14 protein-coding genes are annotated in these 20276 nt (G+C 33.8%); 2 read left to right on the forward strand and 12 right to left on the reverse strand.

Translation table 11 applies throughout. The features are described from left to right. Positions 1-19: 19 nt before the first annotated feature. Together OS191_RS15160 and miaA are read left to right on the forward strand one after the other, a co-directional pair. Positions 20-874 carry an ion transporter gene (locus OS191_RS15160; RefSeq protein ID WP_267156542.1) on the forward strand — a complete coding sequence of 285 codons (855 nt, stop codon included), beginning with the start codon at positions 20-22 and terminating at the stop codon, positions 872-874. A gap of 1 nt (position 875) precedes the next feature. After that, positions 876-1793 carry a tRNA (adenosine(37)-N6)-dimethylallyltransferase MiaA gene (gene miaA, locus OS191_RS15165; protein ID WP_267156543.1) on the forward strand — a complete coding sequence of 306 codons (918 nt, stop codon included), beginning with the start codon at positions 876-878 and terminating at the stop codon, positions 1791-1793. 58 nt (positions 1794-1851) lie between these two features. On the opposite strand, the gene OS191_RS15170 is transcribed toward miaA, so the two are convergent. From OS191_RS15170 to coaBC, 12 genes are all read right to left on the reverse strand, one after another. Then, complete coding sequence (locus tag OS191_RS15170; protein ID WP_267156544.1) at positions 1852-2562, reverse strand: response regulator transcription factor; 711 nt, start codon at positions 2560-2562, stop codon at positions 1852-1854. Between the two features lie 5 nt (positions 2563-2567). After that, entirely contained in the window at positions 2568-4145 is a 1578-nt protein-coding gene (locus tag OS191_RS15175) for a sensor histidine kinase (protein WP_267156545.1), read from the reverse strand. A 77-nt stretch (positions 4146-4222) separates the two neighbouring features. Continuing rightward, positions 4223-4810: a dephospho-CoA kinase gene (gene coaE, locus OS191_RS15180; RefSeq protein ID WP_267156546.1), complete on the reverse strand. Its 588-nt coding sequence runs from the start codon at positions 4808-4810 to the stop codon at positions 4223-4225. After that, the gene (locus tag OS191_RS15185; protein WP_267156547.1) at positions 4807-5775 is read right to left on the reverse strand and encodes a CdaR family protein; all 969 of its coding nucleotides are present in this window, start codon (positions 5773-5775) and stop codon (positions 4807-4809) included. The genes coaE and OS191_RS15185 overlap by 4 nt, the downstream gene beginning before the upstream one ends. Continuing rightward, positions 5772-6782, reverse strand: a complete 1011-nt coding sequence (locus OS191_RS15190; RefSeq protein WP_267156548.1) for a glycosyltransferase family 2 protein — start codon at positions 6780-6782, stop codon at positions 5772-5774. Before OS191_RS15190 ends, OS191_RS15185 begins: the two co-directional genes overlap by 4 nt. Positions 6783-6862: 80 nt before the next feature. Beyond that, on the reverse strand, positions 6863-9958 hold the full coding sequence (locus OS191_RS15195) for a fibronectin type III domain-containing protein (RefSeq protein ID WP_267156549.1): 3096 nt from the start codon (positions 9956-9958) through the stop codon (positions 6863-6865). A gap of 170 nt (positions 9959-10128) precedes the next feature. Beyond that, complete coding sequence (locus tag OS191_RS15200; protein ID WP_267156550.1) at positions 10129-13581, reverse strand: T9SS-dependent choice-of-anchor J family protein; 3453 nt, start codon at positions 13579-13581, stop codon at positions 10129-10131. A 171-nt stretch (positions 13582-13752) separates the two neighbouring features. Then, on the reverse strand, positions 13753-15249 hold the full coding sequence (locus OS191_RS15205; protein ID WP_267156551.1) for a T9SS type A sorting domain-containing protein: 1497 nt from the start codon (positions 15247-15249) through the stop codon (positions 13753-13755). Between the two features lie 278 nt (positions 15250-15527). Next, positions 15528-16349, reverse strand: a complete 822-nt coding sequence (locus tag OS191_RS15210; RefSeq protein WP_267156552.1) for an enoyl-ACP reductase FabI — start codon at positions 16347-16349, stop codon at positions 15528-15530. 85 nt (positions 16350-16434) lie between these two features. Further along, positions 16435-18087, reverse strand: a complete 1653-nt coding sequence (gene recN, locus OS191_RS15215; protein WP_267156553.1) for a DNA repair protein RecN — start codon at positions 18085-18087, stop codon at positions 16435-16437. A 96-nt stretch (positions 18088-18183) separates the two neighbouring features. Next, positions 18184-19071, reverse strand: a complete 888-nt coding sequence (gene porD / locus OS191_RS15220) for a type IX secretion system protein PorD (RefSeq protein ID WP_267156554.1) — start codon at positions 19069-19071, stop codon at positions 18184-18186. Beyond that, entirely contained in the window at positions 19064-20272 is a 1209-nt protein-coding gene (gene coaBC / locus OS191_RS15225) for a bifunctional phosphopantothenoylcysteine decarboxylase/phosphopantothenate--cysteine ligase CoaBC (RefSeq protein WP_267156555.1), read from the reverse strand. Before coaBC ends, porD begins: the two co-directional genes overlap by 8 nt. Positions 20273-20276 lie beyond the last annotated feature (4 nt).

Consider the following 20276-nt stretch of genomic DNA (forward strand, 5'->3'; position numbering starts at 1 on the left):
TTTTAGTACTTTTGATCTTATGGCCGAACGCAAACCCGATATAAGCTGGAAAGAAAAACTTTATATTATTATATATGAAGCAGACACTCCTGCTGGAAAATTATTCGATCTTATTCTTTTAGTCACCATTCTTGCTAGTATTGTTCTAGTTATGCTGGAGAGTGTAAAAAGCATTGACACAAGGTTTCATATGTTTTTAAACATTTCTGAATGGATAATAACCATTCTTTTTACCTTGGAGTATATTGCAAGAATCCTTACAGTAAAACAGCCTTTAAAATATATCACTAGCTTTTATGGTGTTATCGATTTACTTTCCACTATACCAAAATATCTTTCTTTAATTTTTGCTGGAACACATGCCTTGGTTGCTTTAAGAGCTTTACGTCTTTTAAGAGTTTTTAGAATTTTAAAATTAGCACGTTTCTTAGGGGCATCCAACACATTATTAAGCGCATTAAAAGCCAGTAGAGTAAAGATATCCGTTTTTCTATACGCTATAGTAATTATTTCTATCATTTTAGGAACCATTATGTACCTGGTGGAAGGGGAAGAAAACGGATTTACAAATATCCCTAAAAGTGTATATTGGTGTATTGTAACTCTTACTACTGTTGGGTTTGGTGATATTACTCCACAAACTGCTTTAGGACAATTTATAGCCACACTTATCATGATTTTGGGTTATGGCATCATAGCAGTTCCAACAGGAATTGTTACAGCTGAATTTACCTCAAAACAAAAACATACAGCAGCTGAGAAAAACGAAGTTGAAGAACCCATCCAATTAAACACAAAATGTTGCGAAAATTGTCTGTCTGTTAAACATAAAGACGATGCTCTTTTTTGCAATAAATGTGGTTACAAATTGTAAAATGGAAAAATGTCTTATTGCAATAGTTGGTCCCACAGCCATTGGAAAAACAGCTCTTAGTATTAAACTGGCAAATTACTTTCGAACTGAAATTGTTTCGGCTGATTCTAGACAATTTTTTAAGGAAATGCAAATAGGAACTGCTGCTCCTACTCCAACAGAATTAGCTGCTGCAACTCATCATTTTATTCACCATAAATCCATTGAAGACCAATATAATGTTGGAGCCTTCGAAAAAGATGCCTTAGAGGTTTTAGAACAACTTTTTAATATACACGATGTTGTAATCATGGTTGGAGGTTCTGGCTTATATGTCGATGCCGTTATTTATGGATTAGATAGATTCCCCGAAGTTGACTCTAATATTAGACTAAGCTTAAACAAACAATTAGAAACTGAAGGATTAGAGACACTGCAAAAGAAATTAAAAGCTTTAGATCCTGAATCATACAAAAACATTGCTATAGATAATCCGCAACGGGTCATCCGTGCTTTAGAAATTTGCATGGGTTCCGGGAAGCCTTATTCCTCCTTTTTAAATAAAGAAAAAGTGCAACGTCCATTTAAGACCATTACCATTGGACTAACTGCAGAGAGAGAAGTTATATATAATAGAATTAACCAACGTGTAGATTTAATGGTACAACATGGCTTGATAGATGAAGTAAAAACACTACAAGACAAGCAGCATTTAAACGCGCTGAATACGGTTGGTTATAAAGAAGTATTTAAATATCTTGAAGGCGATTGGTCTTTAGATTTTGCACTTTCTGAAATAAAGAAAAACTCCAGACGTTTTGCCAAAAGACAACTTACCTGGTTTAGAAAAAAAGAAGACACTATGTGGTTTGATTTTGAAACTCCCTTAGATATCATCATTGACTATATAAATTCAACCCTAAAGAACAAATCCAACTAATTATTAAGTCAGACTTAATAATTAACTGGATTTTTAGTTTATTCAATCTAAAGTTGGTTTAAGCGTTTTGGTTAACAACCAATCTAAACCCTTCCCCGTGAATATTCAAAATTTCAACATTCTCGTCTAATTTTAAATACTTTCTAAGTTTGGCTATATATACATCCATACTTCTAGAAGTAAAATAATTATCGTCTCTCCAAATTTTAGTTAAAGCCAACTCTCTTGGCATTAAATCGTTTTCATGTAAAGCCAACAAACGCAATAATTCATTTTCTTTAGGAGATAATTTTACTTGTTCCCCTCCATCATAGACTAAGAAACGTAATTTTGAATTTAAATCGAACTTACCTATTTTAAATTCAAACTGTTTACTGTCTGAAACGGTTTCAGTTGCTTTACGTTGCATGATAGCTTTAATTTTCATTAATAAAACCTCACTATCAAACGGCTTGTTTAAATAATCGTCTGCACCAACTTTATAGCCTTTAAGCACGTCTTCTTTCATGGCTTTAGCCGTAAGAAACACAATAGGCACATCGGTGTTTTTCTCTCTAATTTCTTTAGCTAAAGTAAAGCCGTCTTTATAAGGCATCATCACGTCCAGAATACAAAGATCGAAATCGTCTTTTTTAAATTTCTCAAAGCCTTCCATACCATTTTTGGCATGAGTAACCTGATAATTATTCATCATTAAATAATCCTTAAGAATGGTTCCAAAATTTGGATCATCTTCTACTAATAATATTTTTTTCTGTTGTTCATTCATAGCTTTTACGATATTAATGGAAGTTTTATAACAAACGTACTTCCTTTGTCCTTTTCACTTTCAACTGATATATGACCTTGATGGTCTTCTACTATTCGTTTAACATAAGCTAAACCTAATCCATGACCTTTTACATCATGTCTATCTCCTGTGTGTTCTCTATAAAATTTTTCAAAAACACGTTTTTGTGCAGCTTTACTCATTCCACTGCCTTGATCTTTAATTTTTAACAAAATATTGGTGCCTACATTTTCTGTAGTAACATCAATTATTGGGGCTTTATTTTCTGGAGTGTATTTAATAGCATTATCCAGAATATTTACAATAACATTTGTAAAATGTGTTTCATTTGCTAGTATAGATGAATTTTCTTCTGTTAAATTAATAGAGATGTTTCCGTTTCGGTCTTCCACTAATAACTCAACATGTGTAATAGCATCTTCTATTATGTCGTTTAATGACACAGGTTCCTTACTAATATTTAATTCATTTCGTTCAAGTTTAGAAATTCTCAATACATTTTCTACTTGAGCATGCATGCGTTTGTTTTCTTCTTTTATCATTCCAAGATAACGCAGGACTTTTTCTTGATCTCCAATAACACTTGGGTTTCTTATAGCATCTAAAGCTAAGTTTATAGTAGCAATAGGTGTTTTAAACTCGTGTGTCATATTATTAATAAAATCTGTTTTAATTTCTGAAATCTTGCGTTGTTTTAATAATTGCATTAAAGCACTTGTATAAGCGATTATAATGATAAACGTAAAAATGAATGATAGCAATGTCATTTTAATTATAGACGATTGTACAAACACATTTCTTTTTGGAAAATTAACCAAGAGTCTGTAATTGCTAGAATCGATATTATTTTGAAAGATTGGAACACTAAAAGTTGTTTCTGTAATAAGCTCAAAATCTTCCGATTGAATTTTAGTTGCCAAGTCATTACTATATATGGCAAATTGAAAATCGATATCTATATCATCATCGTTTAATTTATTTTTTAGAAGGCTTGCTATTTCTTCTTTAGAAACACGTTTATGGATTGGAACTCGATAAGATAAATCTTCATATGCTGTGTCGTAAAATATTTCAGCACCTTTAGATAATTTACCAAATTCGAACATCATGGCATCCAAATTTAAATTAGAATTAGATTCCAAAGCATTACTCTTTAAAACTTTAGTCTCTCTTTCGCTTAATACTTTCTTAATATTAATACTATCTATACCTATGTCAAAGATCGATGAAGACAATTTATAATTCTCTTCTAAAATACTGTTTCTATAAATTAATTTCTCGTTAGAACCTTTACCTTCTTCTTTTAAGTAAAAATCTCTAAATGCTGTTGTATCTGGTGTTACACCTTGGTCTAATAAATCTTGAATTTTTAAAGCATACTCTTTAAACTCTCTGTCTTCAATGTTTTTTGAAGTATAACTTAAAGCCTTTTTTACATTAAATGTAAATTGCTCTTCCTCATTTTTTAAAGAATTATTAATATAATAGGCTTGAACGAAAATGATACCAACCAACGACAAACTCATTAATAATATCAGTATGACGAATAACTTTTTGCTCATCGTTCAAAATTAACATTTTAACATTTAGCTTACTTATCATTTAACCTTACATTAACAAAAATGTTAAAATTTAAGATTTATGCTATTAAGTTAACGATTTTGTTATGAGTAAGTTGCACTTGCTGCTTGGTTTGTTCCAACTCTTTGTTGATAATAACAAAATCCGATTTTTCAATTTTGGCTTCGTCACTCCATTGGTTATTAATTATGGCTTGTATTTTCTCCAAGGTTGTGTCGTCTCTTTGTAATAAACGTGCTTTTCTTAATTCTATTGGAGCTGTTACAGTAATAATAAAGTCGCATTGTTTATAAGCACCATTTTCGAATAAAATAGCAGATTCTTTTAAAACATAAGGAGCTGCTTGTTTATTAACCCATTTTTTAAAATGTGATGCTACTTTTGGATGAACAATTGCGTTCATCTTTTCTAAATTAACACTATTATTAAAAATTTTATTTGCCAGAAATGGCCTGTTTAGACTGTTGTTTTTATATGCATCTTCCCCAAATAATGCTACGAGTTTTCTTCTAATAATTTTTGAGTGGTTCATTAACTTTTTGGCTTCATCGTCTGCTATATAAATAGGGATTCCTAAAGCATTAAACTGCTTGGCTACAGTAGTTTTTCCACTACCAATTCCACCTGTTAAACCTATTATCTTCATTCTATAATAATAAACTCTATATGTTCTTGAGACAGCTTTACATGTTTCACCATGTTTGGTTCTTTTACAATTTTCGGAATTAAATACTCAGTCCCAACTTCAATTTTATTGTAATCGCAAATAATTTCAAAATCGGTTGCCTTAATTTTATTATAATTCGATAAACTTGTGTAATAAGTTACATAAACTTTTTTAGGAAAGTACTTAATTGTAAGATTTTCTGGAATATTTATTACTGAAACCGGAATTTTTAAATGACCTTCAGTAAACTTATTAACCTCTCCATAAACTGTAACTTTAGAATCTGAAAACTTGAGGTTTCCATCAATATTCTCAGGTAATTTTAAAGGAATAGGCATATTAATATTGGCTTTAATGTCTTTTAATTTTATAGAATCTGTTTCTACATAAGAGATTTTAGAAACCAAAACTTCTGGACCTATAATTTTAATAGAGTCAGGAACCACCCGAAGAGAATCAAGCAAGTCGAAACCCTGTGTATATTCTATTTTCGAAAGCAACTTAATAGGCACCTGTTTTACAGCGTTTATATCGTATCGAAATTTTAATGTATCTGGAGTTATACTAACAATTTCTTCGTTTTTAGGAAACTGTAAATTTATACCAGAATAACCTTGATGTTTATTCCATACATAGTAATCTTCTGTTTTGGAAATATTTTCACTAAAGTCGATGTTTATTTCTGGGTTATTAAAATAGTATTTTAATAAGTTAAAACCATGGCTTCGTAAGGTAATATGTAATTTATCAGACTTATCGTTTAACACTAAATGACTTTCTGGGATGTGTATTTTGTTAATTTTAAAAGCTATTGTGTTTGTATAGGTGTTTGATAATTTTATAAATAAAAGCACTATAAAAGAAAGTAAAACAAACAAAAAAAACACATTTATTTTTTTGTTTTTAAAAGAGGCTAGTAATTTGGATTTTAGATATTTTATCATGTCTTTTTAAAGAATAAATCTGGAAACTCTTTTTCAGGATCTCTTTTAAAGATATTAATTGCAATAGTCGCTTTTAAAAAACCTATGCCATATCCCATAAACTGAATACAGATAGCTAGAATAGCTAAGCTGGCAATAGTTAAGCTTTTGGTTTTAAATAGAGCCCACGTAAAAGCAGTTAAAAAGTAAACAAGATATAATACTAAAAATAATTTAAAGTTAAAAATTCCCCATAGTATAATACTAAAAAAAAAGCCTGTTACAAAAAGTGAAGGAAACCAATAAGTCACCTTTTTGGTTTCCGGATGCCAGCTATTTAAAATAGGACGCACCATACCAAATTTGTTTACTTGTTTATAAAATTTTTTCCATGAGATTCTACGTTTATGAAACACATAGGCCTCTGGTATTAATTTTGTTTTAAAACCTAAATTCCAAAGCCTTATGGACAAGTCTGGATCTTCACCAGGATGTATTTCTCCAAAACCTCCAGATTTATCAAAGGCCTCTTTAGAAAGTCCCATATTAAAACTTCTCGGTTGGAATTTGTTGACACTCTTTTTATTCCCTCTGATTCCTCCAGTCGTCAAGAACGAAGTCATAGAAAAGTTTATCGCTTTTTGAATATTTGAAAAAGAATCATGAGATGCATCTGGTCCACCAAAACAATCAACATAATCTTTGGTTAGACTTTTTATTACTTCATTTAAGTACTTAGGTGGCAGAATACAATCGCTATCTAAAATAATAAAATAATTACCTTTAGCTTGTTTCATCCCAAAATTTCTAGAATCTCCAGGCCCCGTATTGTTTTTTTTAAAATAGGCAATATCCAACTGCTGATTATAGGTATTGATTATATTTTCTGAAGTTACAGTAGAACCATCTTCCACAATAACAATTTCAAAATTTAAACTTGTTTTAAGTCTTGTAAAACTCTGTAACAACTCTTCTATTTCGTCAGGACGATTATAAACAGGGATTATAAATGAAAACTCTAGTTGCATACAGCAAATGTAGCTAAACAAAAAAATAAAAGCCACTCGTTTGAGTGGCTTTTTAAAATAAATTTAGAATTTAATCATTCTTATTTTTTAACAACTTTAATTGTTTTAGTTGCATTGTCTACAGTTACTTTTACAAAGTAAGTACCTGCTTGTAGACTTGACATATCTACTTCACTAATAGCAGTATTAGGAGCAGTTCTAATTACTTCTTGTCCTAATAAGTTAAAAACGGCTACATTTTGAATGTTCTTAACACTTCTTAAATTTAAAGTATTACTTACCGGATTAGGATAATATTTAAAGCTTAAAAATTCTGACTCCTCAACACTTAAAGATTCATCAATTGAGATGTTATCTAAATGCAAGTAAAATTCATTAGCATTAGAATAGGCTTGAAAACCTATATAATACACCCCAGTTGTTGCAGGAGTAAAATCTTGTGAATCATTAATCGGAGTTCCATTTACAACATTTGGATAATCTGCAATTTCGTTTATCATTGATGCAGCATTATTACTTGTTCCATAAGCTACTCTTAATGCTTCTGGAAAAGATGTACCAGTTCCGCCATAATCATAAGAAATTGTATAAGTCTGTCCTGCAGTCAAATTAATACCTTGGGTATAAAACCATGTATTAGCTGGATTACTTGTATCCCAACTATATCTTAAATGGTTTGGGGTAAACCCATAACCTGTTGCATCAACAACTTGCCACATATTACCAGTTCCATCATTCGTAATAGACGTACAATTTGGAGTTGATGTAGAAGCTTGAAAATCTATTAGATAAGGTACGTTGGTTGCAGTACATTGCGTTGCAAAACTAAAAGGTCCTGCCCAAGTAGAATAATCTCCACCACAATTTGCTCTAACATAAAACTCATAATTATTAGAATCTGTTAAACCACTTAAAGCATAAGGATTTCCTACATCAGTTGCTGTTGGAGTCCCTGATACTGTTCCTCCAGCCGTAATATCCACTAATTCAATATCCCATAAAGTTTCTGAATCACCCGCTGTCCAACCTAAGTCGGCAGAAGTTGTTGTAATGTTTGAAACATTTAAATTTGTAGGCATTAAACAAGATGGTATCATCTCCCATGTTACATCATCAATTAAAAGACTATTTGCTGGCGAACCAGTATGTCTGATTGCTGGGAAATTTGAATATGTTCCTGCTGCAGGCATAACAATGTATTCCTCATAAGTTGTAGAAGCTGCTGTAACGGACTCAATAGATACAAAAGAAGTAGCTTCCATTGGATTCGTTAAATATCCAAATTCTATAACACCTCCAGTTGTAAAATTGGCTCTCATATTAAATCTAAGTCTGTGAGTTCCATCTCCTAAGTTAGATACTGGTTGCATAGTAACAAGTGCTATATTTGTAGTCGAACTGCTATACATATAAAGCGTATTAGGTGCTGAATTTGGAGATCCTGTTTGCGTATTTAAACTACCTGTGGCTCCTACTTTAAACCAACAGTTTGGTAATTCAGGAGTTGTAAGGCTGTCAAAGTTTTCAGAAAATTCAGTTACAAGATCACAAGATGTTGTAAAGCTATATGGTCCAGTCCAAGGGCTTAGGTCTCCACCACCACAATTTGCTCTCACATAAAACTGATAATCGTTAGATGCTACTAAACCACTTTGAGTATATGGATTTGCCACATCTGTTGCTGTTGGATTTCCTGTTGCTGTACCTCCTGCAGTAACATCTACTAATTCAACATCCCATAATGTTTCTGAGCCTCCAGCTGTCCATCCTAAGTCTGCCGAAGTGGTAGCAACATTAGAAACTGTTAAGTCTGTTGGCTCCACACAAGAAGGAACTTCTCTAAGCATGACTTCGTCTAAATGAATATAAGCGAGTGAAGGTCCATAATTACTGGTTCCCATAAACTTAACCACCACATCACTTGAAATATACGATGAAATATCATAAGTTAATGGAGCCCAATCTGCTTGACCCGTTAAACCATTTGCAATAGAGGTATAAGTCGCACCACCATCAGAAGATACTAAAATTTCAAAATTACCTCCAGTCGGGTTTTTATAATAAAGCTTTAATTGTAAAGAAGGTAATGCAGATGCATCAAAGATAGGTGAAATTAACTCTGATGTCAATCCACTACTGTTAACATAAGAATTAAACCTCATTCCTCTTCCTGAAAATCCATCTTCATGACTAGTAAAATGGTAGTTTGGATTTGTTGTTGTACCTTCAACAGACCAACATGCTGGCTGCCCTGATGTAATGCCTTCAAAAGACTCTAAATAAGGATAAGCAGTTATGTTTTCACATAAGGTTGCAAAAGCAAAAGGACCAGTCCAGCTGCTTAAGTCACCACCACAGTCTGCTTGTACATAATATTCAAAATCGGTACTACTAGCAAGTCCTGTTTTTATATATGGATTACCTACTCCAACATCTGTTGCTGAACCAGACGGCTCATTACCAGCAACAACCACCTCTACATTATATAACGTGGCGCTTCCATTCTCTGTCCAAGATAATTCAGCTTGAGTTGTTGTAATTGCTGTTGCTGCTAAATCTGTTGGAAAAGGACAAGCTTGCACGATTCCTCCAAAAATAATATTTGAGCGATAGGCTGCAAGAGTACCTGTTGGTGGTGCAGCAGGATCTGGATTTGTACTATCGCTACGATAAAAGATTGAACTGTTAGTTGCAGTCATAGTACTTTGCCAAGCCATGGAGCAATTATAACCTGTAGTATTCTCATCTACACCAACCACTAAATTATCTGTCCCATTATATGTAAACGGTGTATCTAAAGTTATGGTAAACCAATTGCCTTCAGCTGGAAATGTTACTGTTCCAGAATAAGATTGTGTTAAATTTGACACATCTTCCCAATCTGTGGTAGAAGCAAATTCCGTTTTAGATGTATGTCCTATATATACGTCCCAACCAACACTAGAATCAAAAGATGTTGCACTAGTTGCTTCATCTAAATAAAAAGATAGAGATGTAATGTCTCCTGAAGTGTTAATTTCTGATGCTAGAAATAATTGCTGCGAATAGGTGTATCCCCAGCAACTTGTAATTGGCAAGTTTGTAGTTGTTCCAGTTTCTGAACCAATCTGTACTTGCGAAAAAGTCGAAAAGGTTATTGCAAAGAAAAATGCAAAAACAAATGTAATTTTTTTCATAAGATTTTAGTTAATTATTAATAGTTATCTTAAAAATATTAATTTATAATAGATTAATATGACTTCATAAAGACTAATCGATGAAAGCCATATTTCTACGATGAACTTAAGCATAAAAAAAAAGCCACTCTTTCGAGTGGCTCTTAAATTTATATAAAAAATTAAGTAACTTATTTCTTAATCACCTTAATGGTTTTGGTGGTGTTCTCAATCATCACTTTTACAAAGTAAGTACCTGTTTGAAGTTCTGACATATCCACATCGCTATTAACACTGTTAGGAGCCGTACGTAGTACCTCTTGACCTAGCATGTTATAAATAGTTACATTCTGGATGTCTTTAACACCTCTTAAAGACAAAGTATTGTTCACTGGATTTGGGAAATAAGTAAATCCTGTTAACCCATAATCTTCAAGACCTAATGGAGAACAACCTACTGTTGCTTCCCAACCTTCTCTTGTTACACCACTATCTGAAGTAAACACAAAGGTTAAACAACCAGATCCGTCTGTAGACGTAATAGTCATCCCTTGTAAGTCTCCTGTTCCTCCTGGTGTAGCATCATCTCTATCCCAACACCAAATAGTTCCAGTTGTTGGATTAATAGTTGGCGCAGAAGCATCAGGACCATCATGGATAGTTAAGCCATCATAACATCCAGTACTTCCACTATTCTCTGTACTAAAGAATGTAAACGTTACATTTACCGCATCTCCTGGTACATCTGGACAAATAGTTGTAGTTATATTAGCACTATTAGAATAGTCTGAAGCAATACCTCCATCATCATAGAAATTTCCTCCACAGGCTGGTGGTGGATCTGCAGTTACAAAAGTATAAGGCCCAGTCCAATCACTAGTGTCTCCTCCTCCACAATCTGCACGTACGTAGAAATCGTACGATGTAGAAGCTGTTAAACCTCCTAAAGTATGTGGATTTGTTGCTGTATCTTCAATATTTGGTACACCTGTAGGAGTAAAACCAACGGTTCCCCATTCTATATCCCATGCCGTTGCAGTACCATTCTCTGTCCAACCTAAATCTGCAGAAGTTTCTGTTAGATTTGAAGCTGTTAAACTTGTTGTAGCTGGACACGTTGGAGGTGTTCCAACACACACATCAAAGGTAGATGTTTGACCTGGAGTATTTGTCCAAGTATATACTTGTACAAAATACGTATTTCCTATAGTTAAGCCAGTTAAATTACTTGTGTTTCCATCATTACAAATTACAGATGTTGTTAACGCTCCACAACCAGGAGTTGCATCATAAACTGCATGATACATATCTGTAGTACTTCCAGCTATGTTTATTAAAGAAACTCTATGTTCTGTTGCAGTTGCAATAAAGCTATACCATACATCATCATCTTCAAATCCTCCACATACATCAACACCAGAGTTTGTTGCTCCTAAAACGGTTCCAGAAGTTACTGTACCACATGCATAATCGGCATTCACCGTTAAAGCTATGGCAGCTCCACATTCGTCGTTTGCAGGTGCAGGTGCATTTGTTGTAAACGTATAAGGTCCAGCCCATGCGCTAGTATCTCCACCACCACAATCTGCACGTACATAGAAATCGTACGATGTAGTAGCTGTTAAACCTCCTAAAGTATGTGGGTTTGTTGCTGTATCTTCAATACTAGGTGTTCCAGTTGGTGTAAAACCATTAGTTCCCCATTCTATATCCCAAGCTGCTGCAGTACCATTTTCAGTCCAACCTAAATCTGCAGAAGTCTCTGTTAGATTTGAAGCTGTTAAACTTGTTGGGGCTGGACACGTTGGTGGTGTTCCAACACATACATCGAAACTTGTTGTAGTAGATGTTAAAGAACTCCACGTATAAATTCTAAAGAAATACGTATTTCCAGATGTTAATCCTGTTAAATCTATCGGTGAATTAGGTGTATCTTGACATACAAGACTTGTTCCTCCACATGCATCGAAAACTTCTGTAACAATATCAGAACTTCCACCAGTATTGGTTATCATTATTCTATGACTATCTCCTGTGGCAACAAATGAATACCATACATCATCATTTGCAGTTCCTAAACATCCTGGAAGACTTTGAGTTGCAGCTATGGTAGTTCCTGAAACGGCACTAGCACAAGAGTAATCTGGATCTACTGTTAAAGCAGTGGCAGCGCCACATTCGTCGTTTACAGGAGGCGCAGTAGAAGTGAAATTAACTGGCCCAGCCCAAGTACTCAATCCATTGGTATCACAATTAGATTGTACATAAAAATCATAGTCGTTTCCAGCAGTTAAACCTGTAGCTGTATCAGAAGTAACACCAACTGCAGTAGAACCTAAAGCAACAGGTGCATCTACATCTGGATCTTGACCAGAAGTCATGACTGCCCAGTTATAACCGGAAGTTGCACTACCTTCCACATCCCAAGATAGGGTTGCAGATGTATCACCTGGAAGTACTGTAACATCAAGATTAGTTGCTTCAAAACACGTTGGGATTGCAGCACATGTTAATGTAATATCTATTGTTCCAGTAGTTGTATTACCAGAAGCATAATGAGCAATATAAACATAATATGTTTCACCTGGTGAAGATGTAAAAGTGTAAGATTCTGTACCTCCACTTCCAGTTCCATCATCACAAATAATATTAACCAAACTACCACAAGTACCACTAGTAATTGCCATTTCATGATCGAAACTAGCAGTCGATTCAACAGTCATGTCTCCTCCAGTACCTGTAAAAGTAAACCAAATACCGTTATCTCCAATAGAGCAGCCACTTCCTTCTTGGTTTCCTGTAGAACCTACAGAACTACCATTTATAGTATCACCACATACCATTGGTGTAGCATTTGCACAATCTATATTACTAGGAGGACAAAAATATTGAAAATTTCCTAGAGAGAAATTACATGCAGGATCAGAATGTTCAACTGTAAGAGTCACGTTTGTTCCAGTTGCATAAGGACCAGCTGTTACCAATCCAGAAGCTACAGTAAACATTCCACCTAAACCATCTGTAATAACCGTTCCATCTCCAACTGAAGATACAACTACATCTACAGAAAATTGGCTACTTCCACAATCATCAACTACAGTTGAGCTATCTACAACAGCTGGAGTACATGTAGGAGCTGCATCATTCACAAACTCGTCTACATATAAATAGAACTGATTTGCTCCTGTAGCTTTTATAGCTATATAAATTGGAGTTCCATCATAAGCAGATAAGTCATAAGAAAATTGCTCAAAAACTGGCGCATCCGTACTAGCTAATTCATCTCCTAATGAAACTGAAAAATCTCCAGGTGCCACACCAGTTGTTGAAAGTAATACTTCAAAAGATTCAATATACCCCAAATAACTAGCAGCCCAGAAAGATATTCTATCTGAAACACCTGCTGTAACAGTAAATTGTGGGGAAATTAAGTAGTCATCATGAGCACCTGAATTATATGTAATTCTAGCACTACCACCTCCAGCATAACTTTGAGCTGTACTGTGAACCCAAGTATTTCCTCCATCTACATCAACAACTGTCCATGTAGCTGGAATCTCAGCATCAAAACTTTCCGTAAACTGCGCATGGCCTTGCCAACAAAAGGCAAGCATGGCAACTAATAAAATTGTAATTTTTTTCATGTTAAATAATTAATTTATTGATTAGAATCTAAAAATATTGATAATAATTAGTTAATAAAGTGTTAATTCAAATAAATCGACAAAAGACAACATTTTAACGATGAAATTAAAAATATAAAAAAACCACTCTAATGAGTGGCTTTTAAATATTATTATAAAAAAACAATCAGATTACTTCTTAATTATCTTTATGGTTTTAGTCGTATTATCAACAGTTACTTTTACAAAATAAGCACCTGGCTGAAGGTTTGACATATCCACATCACTTTTAACAGCGTTAGGAGCTGTACGAAGTACTTCTTGTCCTAACATGTTGTAAATAGCAACATTTTGAATAGCTTTCTGTCCTTTTAATGTTAATGTATTATTAACTGGGTTAGGATAGTATGTAAACGTATCTGATTCAGCAAACTCTCCTACCGAAATAGTAGGACAGGTTATACTAATAGTATGTGTTCCTGTAACTGTACTCGATCCACTCCAATGAGCGATATAAACATAATATGTTTCACCATCAACTGAGTTAGTGATAGTATATGATTCAGCGCCAGTAGAACTATCTATACAATCTACATTTACTAAAGCGCCACAAGTACCACTTGTTATAGCTAACGCATGATCAAAAGAAGCAGTAACATCTATATTAATATCACCTCCATAACCTGCAAAAGTATACCATACACCATTAACTCCTAGAGTACAACCACTACCTTCCTGGGTTCCAGTTGAACTTACACTAGTTCCAGATATACTGTCACCACATGCAATAGGAGTAGCTGTTGCACAGGTTTCATTTGCTGGTGGTGCAGGTGCAGACTCTGTTGTTAGTGACCAAGTTGCGCAACCAGTAGCAGCACCAAAACAATTAATTGGAATAACAGACCAAGTATAGGCTGTACCATAATCTAGACCAGTGATACTTATAGATGTTCCTGGTATATTGGCTAAGGTATTTCCTTCAAATACAAAATCGTAAGAAATAGCGCCAGGAACTGCATTCCATGAAAAGGCTACTACACGAGATAAGCCATCATTTGAATCAGTTGTAACTACATCTGTAGCTGTATCTAGAGGAGAAACAGGTGTTGTACAAGCAGGAGCTGCTGTTTCAGTACAACTATATACCTCTACATTATCGAAAGCCCATCCCCATGAATAATTTCCTATCCATTTAAACCTAACCTGTGCATTTGTTACACCTGCTAAATGTGCAGTTACATCAATGTTTTCTAGTCCATAAGCAGTCGTAGCATCATAAGAAGCAACAGCAACCCATGCAGAACCATTATATACTTCAACAGATGCACTACCTCCATAACCACTTGTAAAAAAATGATTATATTTTAAGGTCACAGATGTTAGCGCTGAACAATCAAAAACTGGGCTTTCTAGAGCGGCTTCTTCTGCTGGACCTCCATATCCATCACTATCGAAAATAGCGTAATTACCATCCATTCCACCATTAACATAATAAATAGTGTTTGGGGAAGCATAACCAATAGCTTCACCTCCTGTGGCAAAGGTCCATACATTCCCTCCTCCATCGATATCGTTATTAGTCCACCCTGCTGGAATTGTTAATCCTGCTTCAAAGTCTTCAGTTAAAACTGTTTGAGCACTCAAGTTAATCATGGCAAACATTGCCAATAATAAAGTAATTTTTTTCATAAATAATTATTTAAATTGTTGTTAACGCATAAAAATATCAATAATAAATAGTTAAGGAAGCTTCTATTTTGAGTAATCGATAAAAGGCCATATTCTTACGTTACAATACAGAAATAAAAAAAAAAAAACGTCTCGATAATAAAATTTCGATTAGTCAATAGAAATTCTAATAAACACCAAGTTAGAGTTTCTTACTACATTTCATGTTTATGTATAAAAAAAGCGAACCATATAAATATGATTCGCTTTTACTATATATCCTAATTTTAAAAAAAAAATTATTCTTCTCCTTTAATAAAGGCTTCCATAACTTCGTTACTTACTCCCATATTACTAAATCCTCCATCGTGGAAGAGGTTTTGTAAAGTAACCTTTTTTGTTAAGTCACTAAACATAGCCACCGTATAATTGGCGCAATCTAAGGCTGTCGCGTTTCCTAAAGGCGACATTTTATCGGCATATGCAATAAACCCGTCAAATCCTTTAACTCCTGATCCTGCCGTTGTAGGTGTTGGCGATTGTGAAATGGTATTTACACGAACCGTTTTATCTTTACCCATAAAATAACCAAAACTTCTAGCAATACTTTCTAAGTAAGCTTTATTGTCTGCCATATCATTATAATCAGGAAATACACGTTGAGCAGCCATATAAGTTAAAGCTACAATACTTCCCCATTTATTCATGGCGTCTTTTTTATGCAAGGTTTGCATGACTTTATGGAAAGATATGGCTGAGATATCTGTACCTTTTTGCGTCCAATCGTAATTTTGGTTTGTATAGGCATTTCCTTTTCTTACATTTATAGACATACCTATTGAATGCAAAACAAAATCTAGTTTTCCACCTAAAATTTCAACAGACTTTTCAATTAGATTTTCTAAATCTTCAATTGATGTTGCATCTGCTGGAATAATTTGCGACCCTGTTTTTTCTGCCAGAGCATTTATTTCTCCCATACGTAAAGCTACCGGTGCATTGGTTAAAACAAAAGTCCCTCCTTCTTCATGAACACGTTCGGCCGTTTTCCATGCAATAGAATTTTCGTCAAGAGCTCCAAATATAATTCCTCTTTTTCCTTTTAATAAGTTGTATGACATATTGCTAGTTATTTTTGATTGGTGTTTCGTTCTTTAAAAGTCAAAGTTAATAAAACTTTCAACTTTAAACTGAAACTTTTTCTTTTTAATTGAGTAATTGTTTGGCATGAGCCATTGCTGAAGATGAAATTTCAATACCTCCTAACATTTGCGCTATTTCTACCAATCGCTCGTCGTGATTTAATTTTTTAAGATTGGTAAGTGTTATATTATCTACATCTTCTTTAAACACTTTAAAGTGCGTATGCCCTTTTGCTGCAATTTGAGGAATGTGTGTAATGGCAAATACTTGCATATACTGGCTCATTTGCAACATAATTTGCCCCATTTTATTGGAAATTTCCCCAGAAACTCCTGAATCGATCTCATCGAACATAATGGTTGGCAATTGCTTATATTTAGAAAGTATGGATTTAATGGCCAACATAATTCTAGATAATTCACCTCCAGAAGCTGCTTTTTTAAGCTCGTTAAACTGGCCTCCTTTATTGGCTGTAAACAAAAAGGACAATACATCTTTTCCATTGGAATAAAACGCTTCTCCAAACTTAAGTGACACCTGAAATTTGGCATTTGGCATCCCTAAATCTTTTAGCAAATCTTCCAATTGTGTCGCTAATTCTGGTATGGCTTTTATTCTGTTATCATGTAGTTCTTTAGACAGTTTGTTTAAAACATCGTTTTTAACTTTTAACTCTTTCTCTTTCTTCTGAATACGATCATCAAGGTTTTCAGTTTCAGATACTTTTTCTGAAAGGCTTTCTCTTATAAGAATGAGTTCTGAAACACTTGAAACCAAATGCTTTTTAAACAAGTTATTTAGTAGTAATAATTTAGAGTTTACTTTTTCCAATCGCTCTGGATCGGCATCTAACTGCTCTTGTAGCTTTTCCATTTCAGCAAACACATCGTCCAACTCTATAAAACTACTATCAATCCTTTCAAATAAACTTTGATAGGTATTGGCATAAGCACTTATTTTTTTGAAGTTACTTTTTAATTGTGTTAGCAAGGATAGGATCCCTATTTCTTCTTCGCCTACTAATTGTGTAGAATGCGATAAGGATTCTCTAATTTCCTCAATATTATTTAAGGTCTCAAATTCTTCTTCAAGAGATACTAATTCGCCATCCACCAAATTGGCTTCGGTTAATTCTTTTAATAGAAACGTATTATAATCGTATTCTTTTATAGCTTCTGCCTTAAATTTTAATAAGACATCTAGTTCTTTCTGAGCAAGTTTATACTGCTTTAAATGACTTGTATAGTTATTTAATAAATCATTGTTTTTTGCCAAGGCATCGATAATTTCAAACTGAAAGGAATCGTCAACCAACTGAAGGGTTTCATGTTGGGAATGGATATCAATTAGTTGTTCGCCTAAAAGCTGCAGAGTTGATAAATTTACTGGAGAATCGTTTATAAAGGCTCGGGATTTACCAGAAGGCAAAATTTCTCTTCTAACAATGGTTTGTGGTTCGTAGTCTAAATCGTTAGCATCGAATAGGCTTTTTAAATGGTAATTGGTCACATCGAAAACAGCTTCGATGATGCATTTTTTAGACGCGTCCTTTATACTACTTAAATCGGCTCTTTTTCCTAAAATTAGAGACAAACCTCCTAATAAAATAGATTTTCCTGCGCCTGTTTCGCCTGTAATAATAGAAAAACCCTGGTTAAATTGAACCTGAAGGCTATCTATTAAAGCATAGTTTTTTATGGAGAGAGATGTTATCAAACGTATTTCTAGAATTTAGGTTAAAGGTAAATAATTTCAAGAAATGTTATACTGAAAAGGCGATATAAAAAAGTACTGAAAAATTTTCAGAAAAAATTAATACTTAATATTTCTCCATTGACTAGAATACATGGGAGCTATATTATTGAGTACATCCATTAATTTGGTGATTTCAACATTAGGACCAGCACTAAAGATATCTTGGATTTCGTCTGCCTTGGCATCAAAAAATGTTCTTAAGATGAACGAATTTGGTCTTACTCTGTTCATGGCTTGTAGGCTTATTAAAGCTTCAGCAATGTTACTTTTAGCTTCTTTTTGATTTTCGTGCATGATGTCTAAACCGTTTATATGGTATTGATACATCACTTTTCTATAATCTTCGAAAGTTTGAGACAGCATATTGTCAATTAATACATATCTAGATTGTGTGCCATCGCTTGATTTCCATCCTTTAGTATTTTCACCTTGAGAATAATTTACAATATTTTGGGCCTGTTTAAAATAAGCGTCTCCACCATTTAGAGAAAATGTGTCTGCATCGATACCTAAAATCATATAAATATGAAAGGCTAATACCGAAATTAAATTAGACTCAAACGAATTTGGGTTATAAACCATATTCTGAAACTCTAAATATCTAAATGTAAAATCTTTATCGTTTACATTATGTACAGAAGTTGTATATGAAGAACCGTAAACAGGTCTAGAAGATTGTACTTGAATGGTTGCATTAAAAACATCCCCAGCATAGTCTGTTACATTAATATATATAGAACACTCAATACGTTCTTGGGTTGTAAACTCTTTGCTTGTCCATTTAGTGGTATTAACAAACTCGAATATTTGTTTTTCTAATGTTTTAAATATAGGTAAATTACTATTTCCTGTCTGTTCTGCGTTAATAACCACATTACAATTAAGCTCTTGTGAATAAGCTGAAAAGCTAGAACACAACATTAAAAAAATTAAAATTCTACCCATGGAATTGCTTTATAATTTCGTTTAGAAGATCTTTTGCGACTTCTGTTTTAGATTTTAGTTGATATTCTGTAACCCGATTTTTATTATCGATTATGGTTACTTTGTTGGTTTCGGTTTTAAATCCAGCCCCTTTATCTTGTAACGAATTTAAAACAATTAAATTTAAATTCTTCTTTTTTAATTTTCCTTTTGCATTTTCAAGTTCGTTTTCTGTTTCTAATGCAAAACCCACTAAAAATTGATTTTTCTTTATAGCACCTAAAGAAGCCAAGATATCTTTTGTTTTCTCTAATTGCAATACTAACGTTGAATCTGACTTTTTTATTTTCTGAGCAGCCATATTTGCAGGTTTATAATCTGCAACAGCAGCCGCTAAAATAGCAATATCTACTTGATTAAAATACTTGTGAGCTTCTAGATACATGTCTTCGGCAGAAGTAACCGGAATAACATTTACAAGGCTATGATTTAAATTGAGATATGTTGGTCCAGAAATTAATATGACTTCTGCTCCCAAATTGGCTGAAGCTTTTGCTATTTCGAAGCCCATTTTCCCACTGGAATGATTTCCTATAAAACGAACTGGATCTATGGCTTCGTAAGTTGGCCCTGCAGTAATAAGCACTTTTTTTCCACGAAGTGGTAGTTTCCCAATAACATCCTTTTCAATAAATGAAAGAATATCTTCCGGTTCTGCCATACGCCCTTCTCCAACCAAACCACTTGCCAGTTCCCCACTAGTGGCTGGAATAATGATGTTTCCAAAGCTTTTAAGTTTGTCAAATGAGCTTTTTGTGGTAGGATGCTTGTACATATCCAAATCCATAGCAGGAGCAAAATAAACTGGACATTTAGCAGATAAATAGGTGGCTAGAAGTAAATTATCGCAAACACCATTTGCCATTTTAGACATGGTATTTGCTGTAGCAGGAGCTATAATAAACAAATCTGCCCAAAGACCTAATTCCACATGGTTGTTCCAAAGGTCGCTATCCACATCATCAACAAAGGTTGAGTGAACAGGATTTTTGGATAATGTAGAAAGTGTTAACGGAGTAACAAAGTCTTTTGCAGATGGTGTTATAACAACTTTTACATTGGCTCCAGCTTTAATAAAAAGCCGAACCAATGAAGCCGTTTTATAAGCAGCAATACCAGCACTAATGCCTAAAAGTATATTTTTGCCGCTTAATATTGACATATAA

It is taken from the genome of Xanthomarina sp. F2636L (assembly GCF_026410195.1).
Lineage (GTDB): Bacteria > Bacteroidota > Bacteroidia > Flavobacteriales > Flavobacteriaceae > Xanthomarina.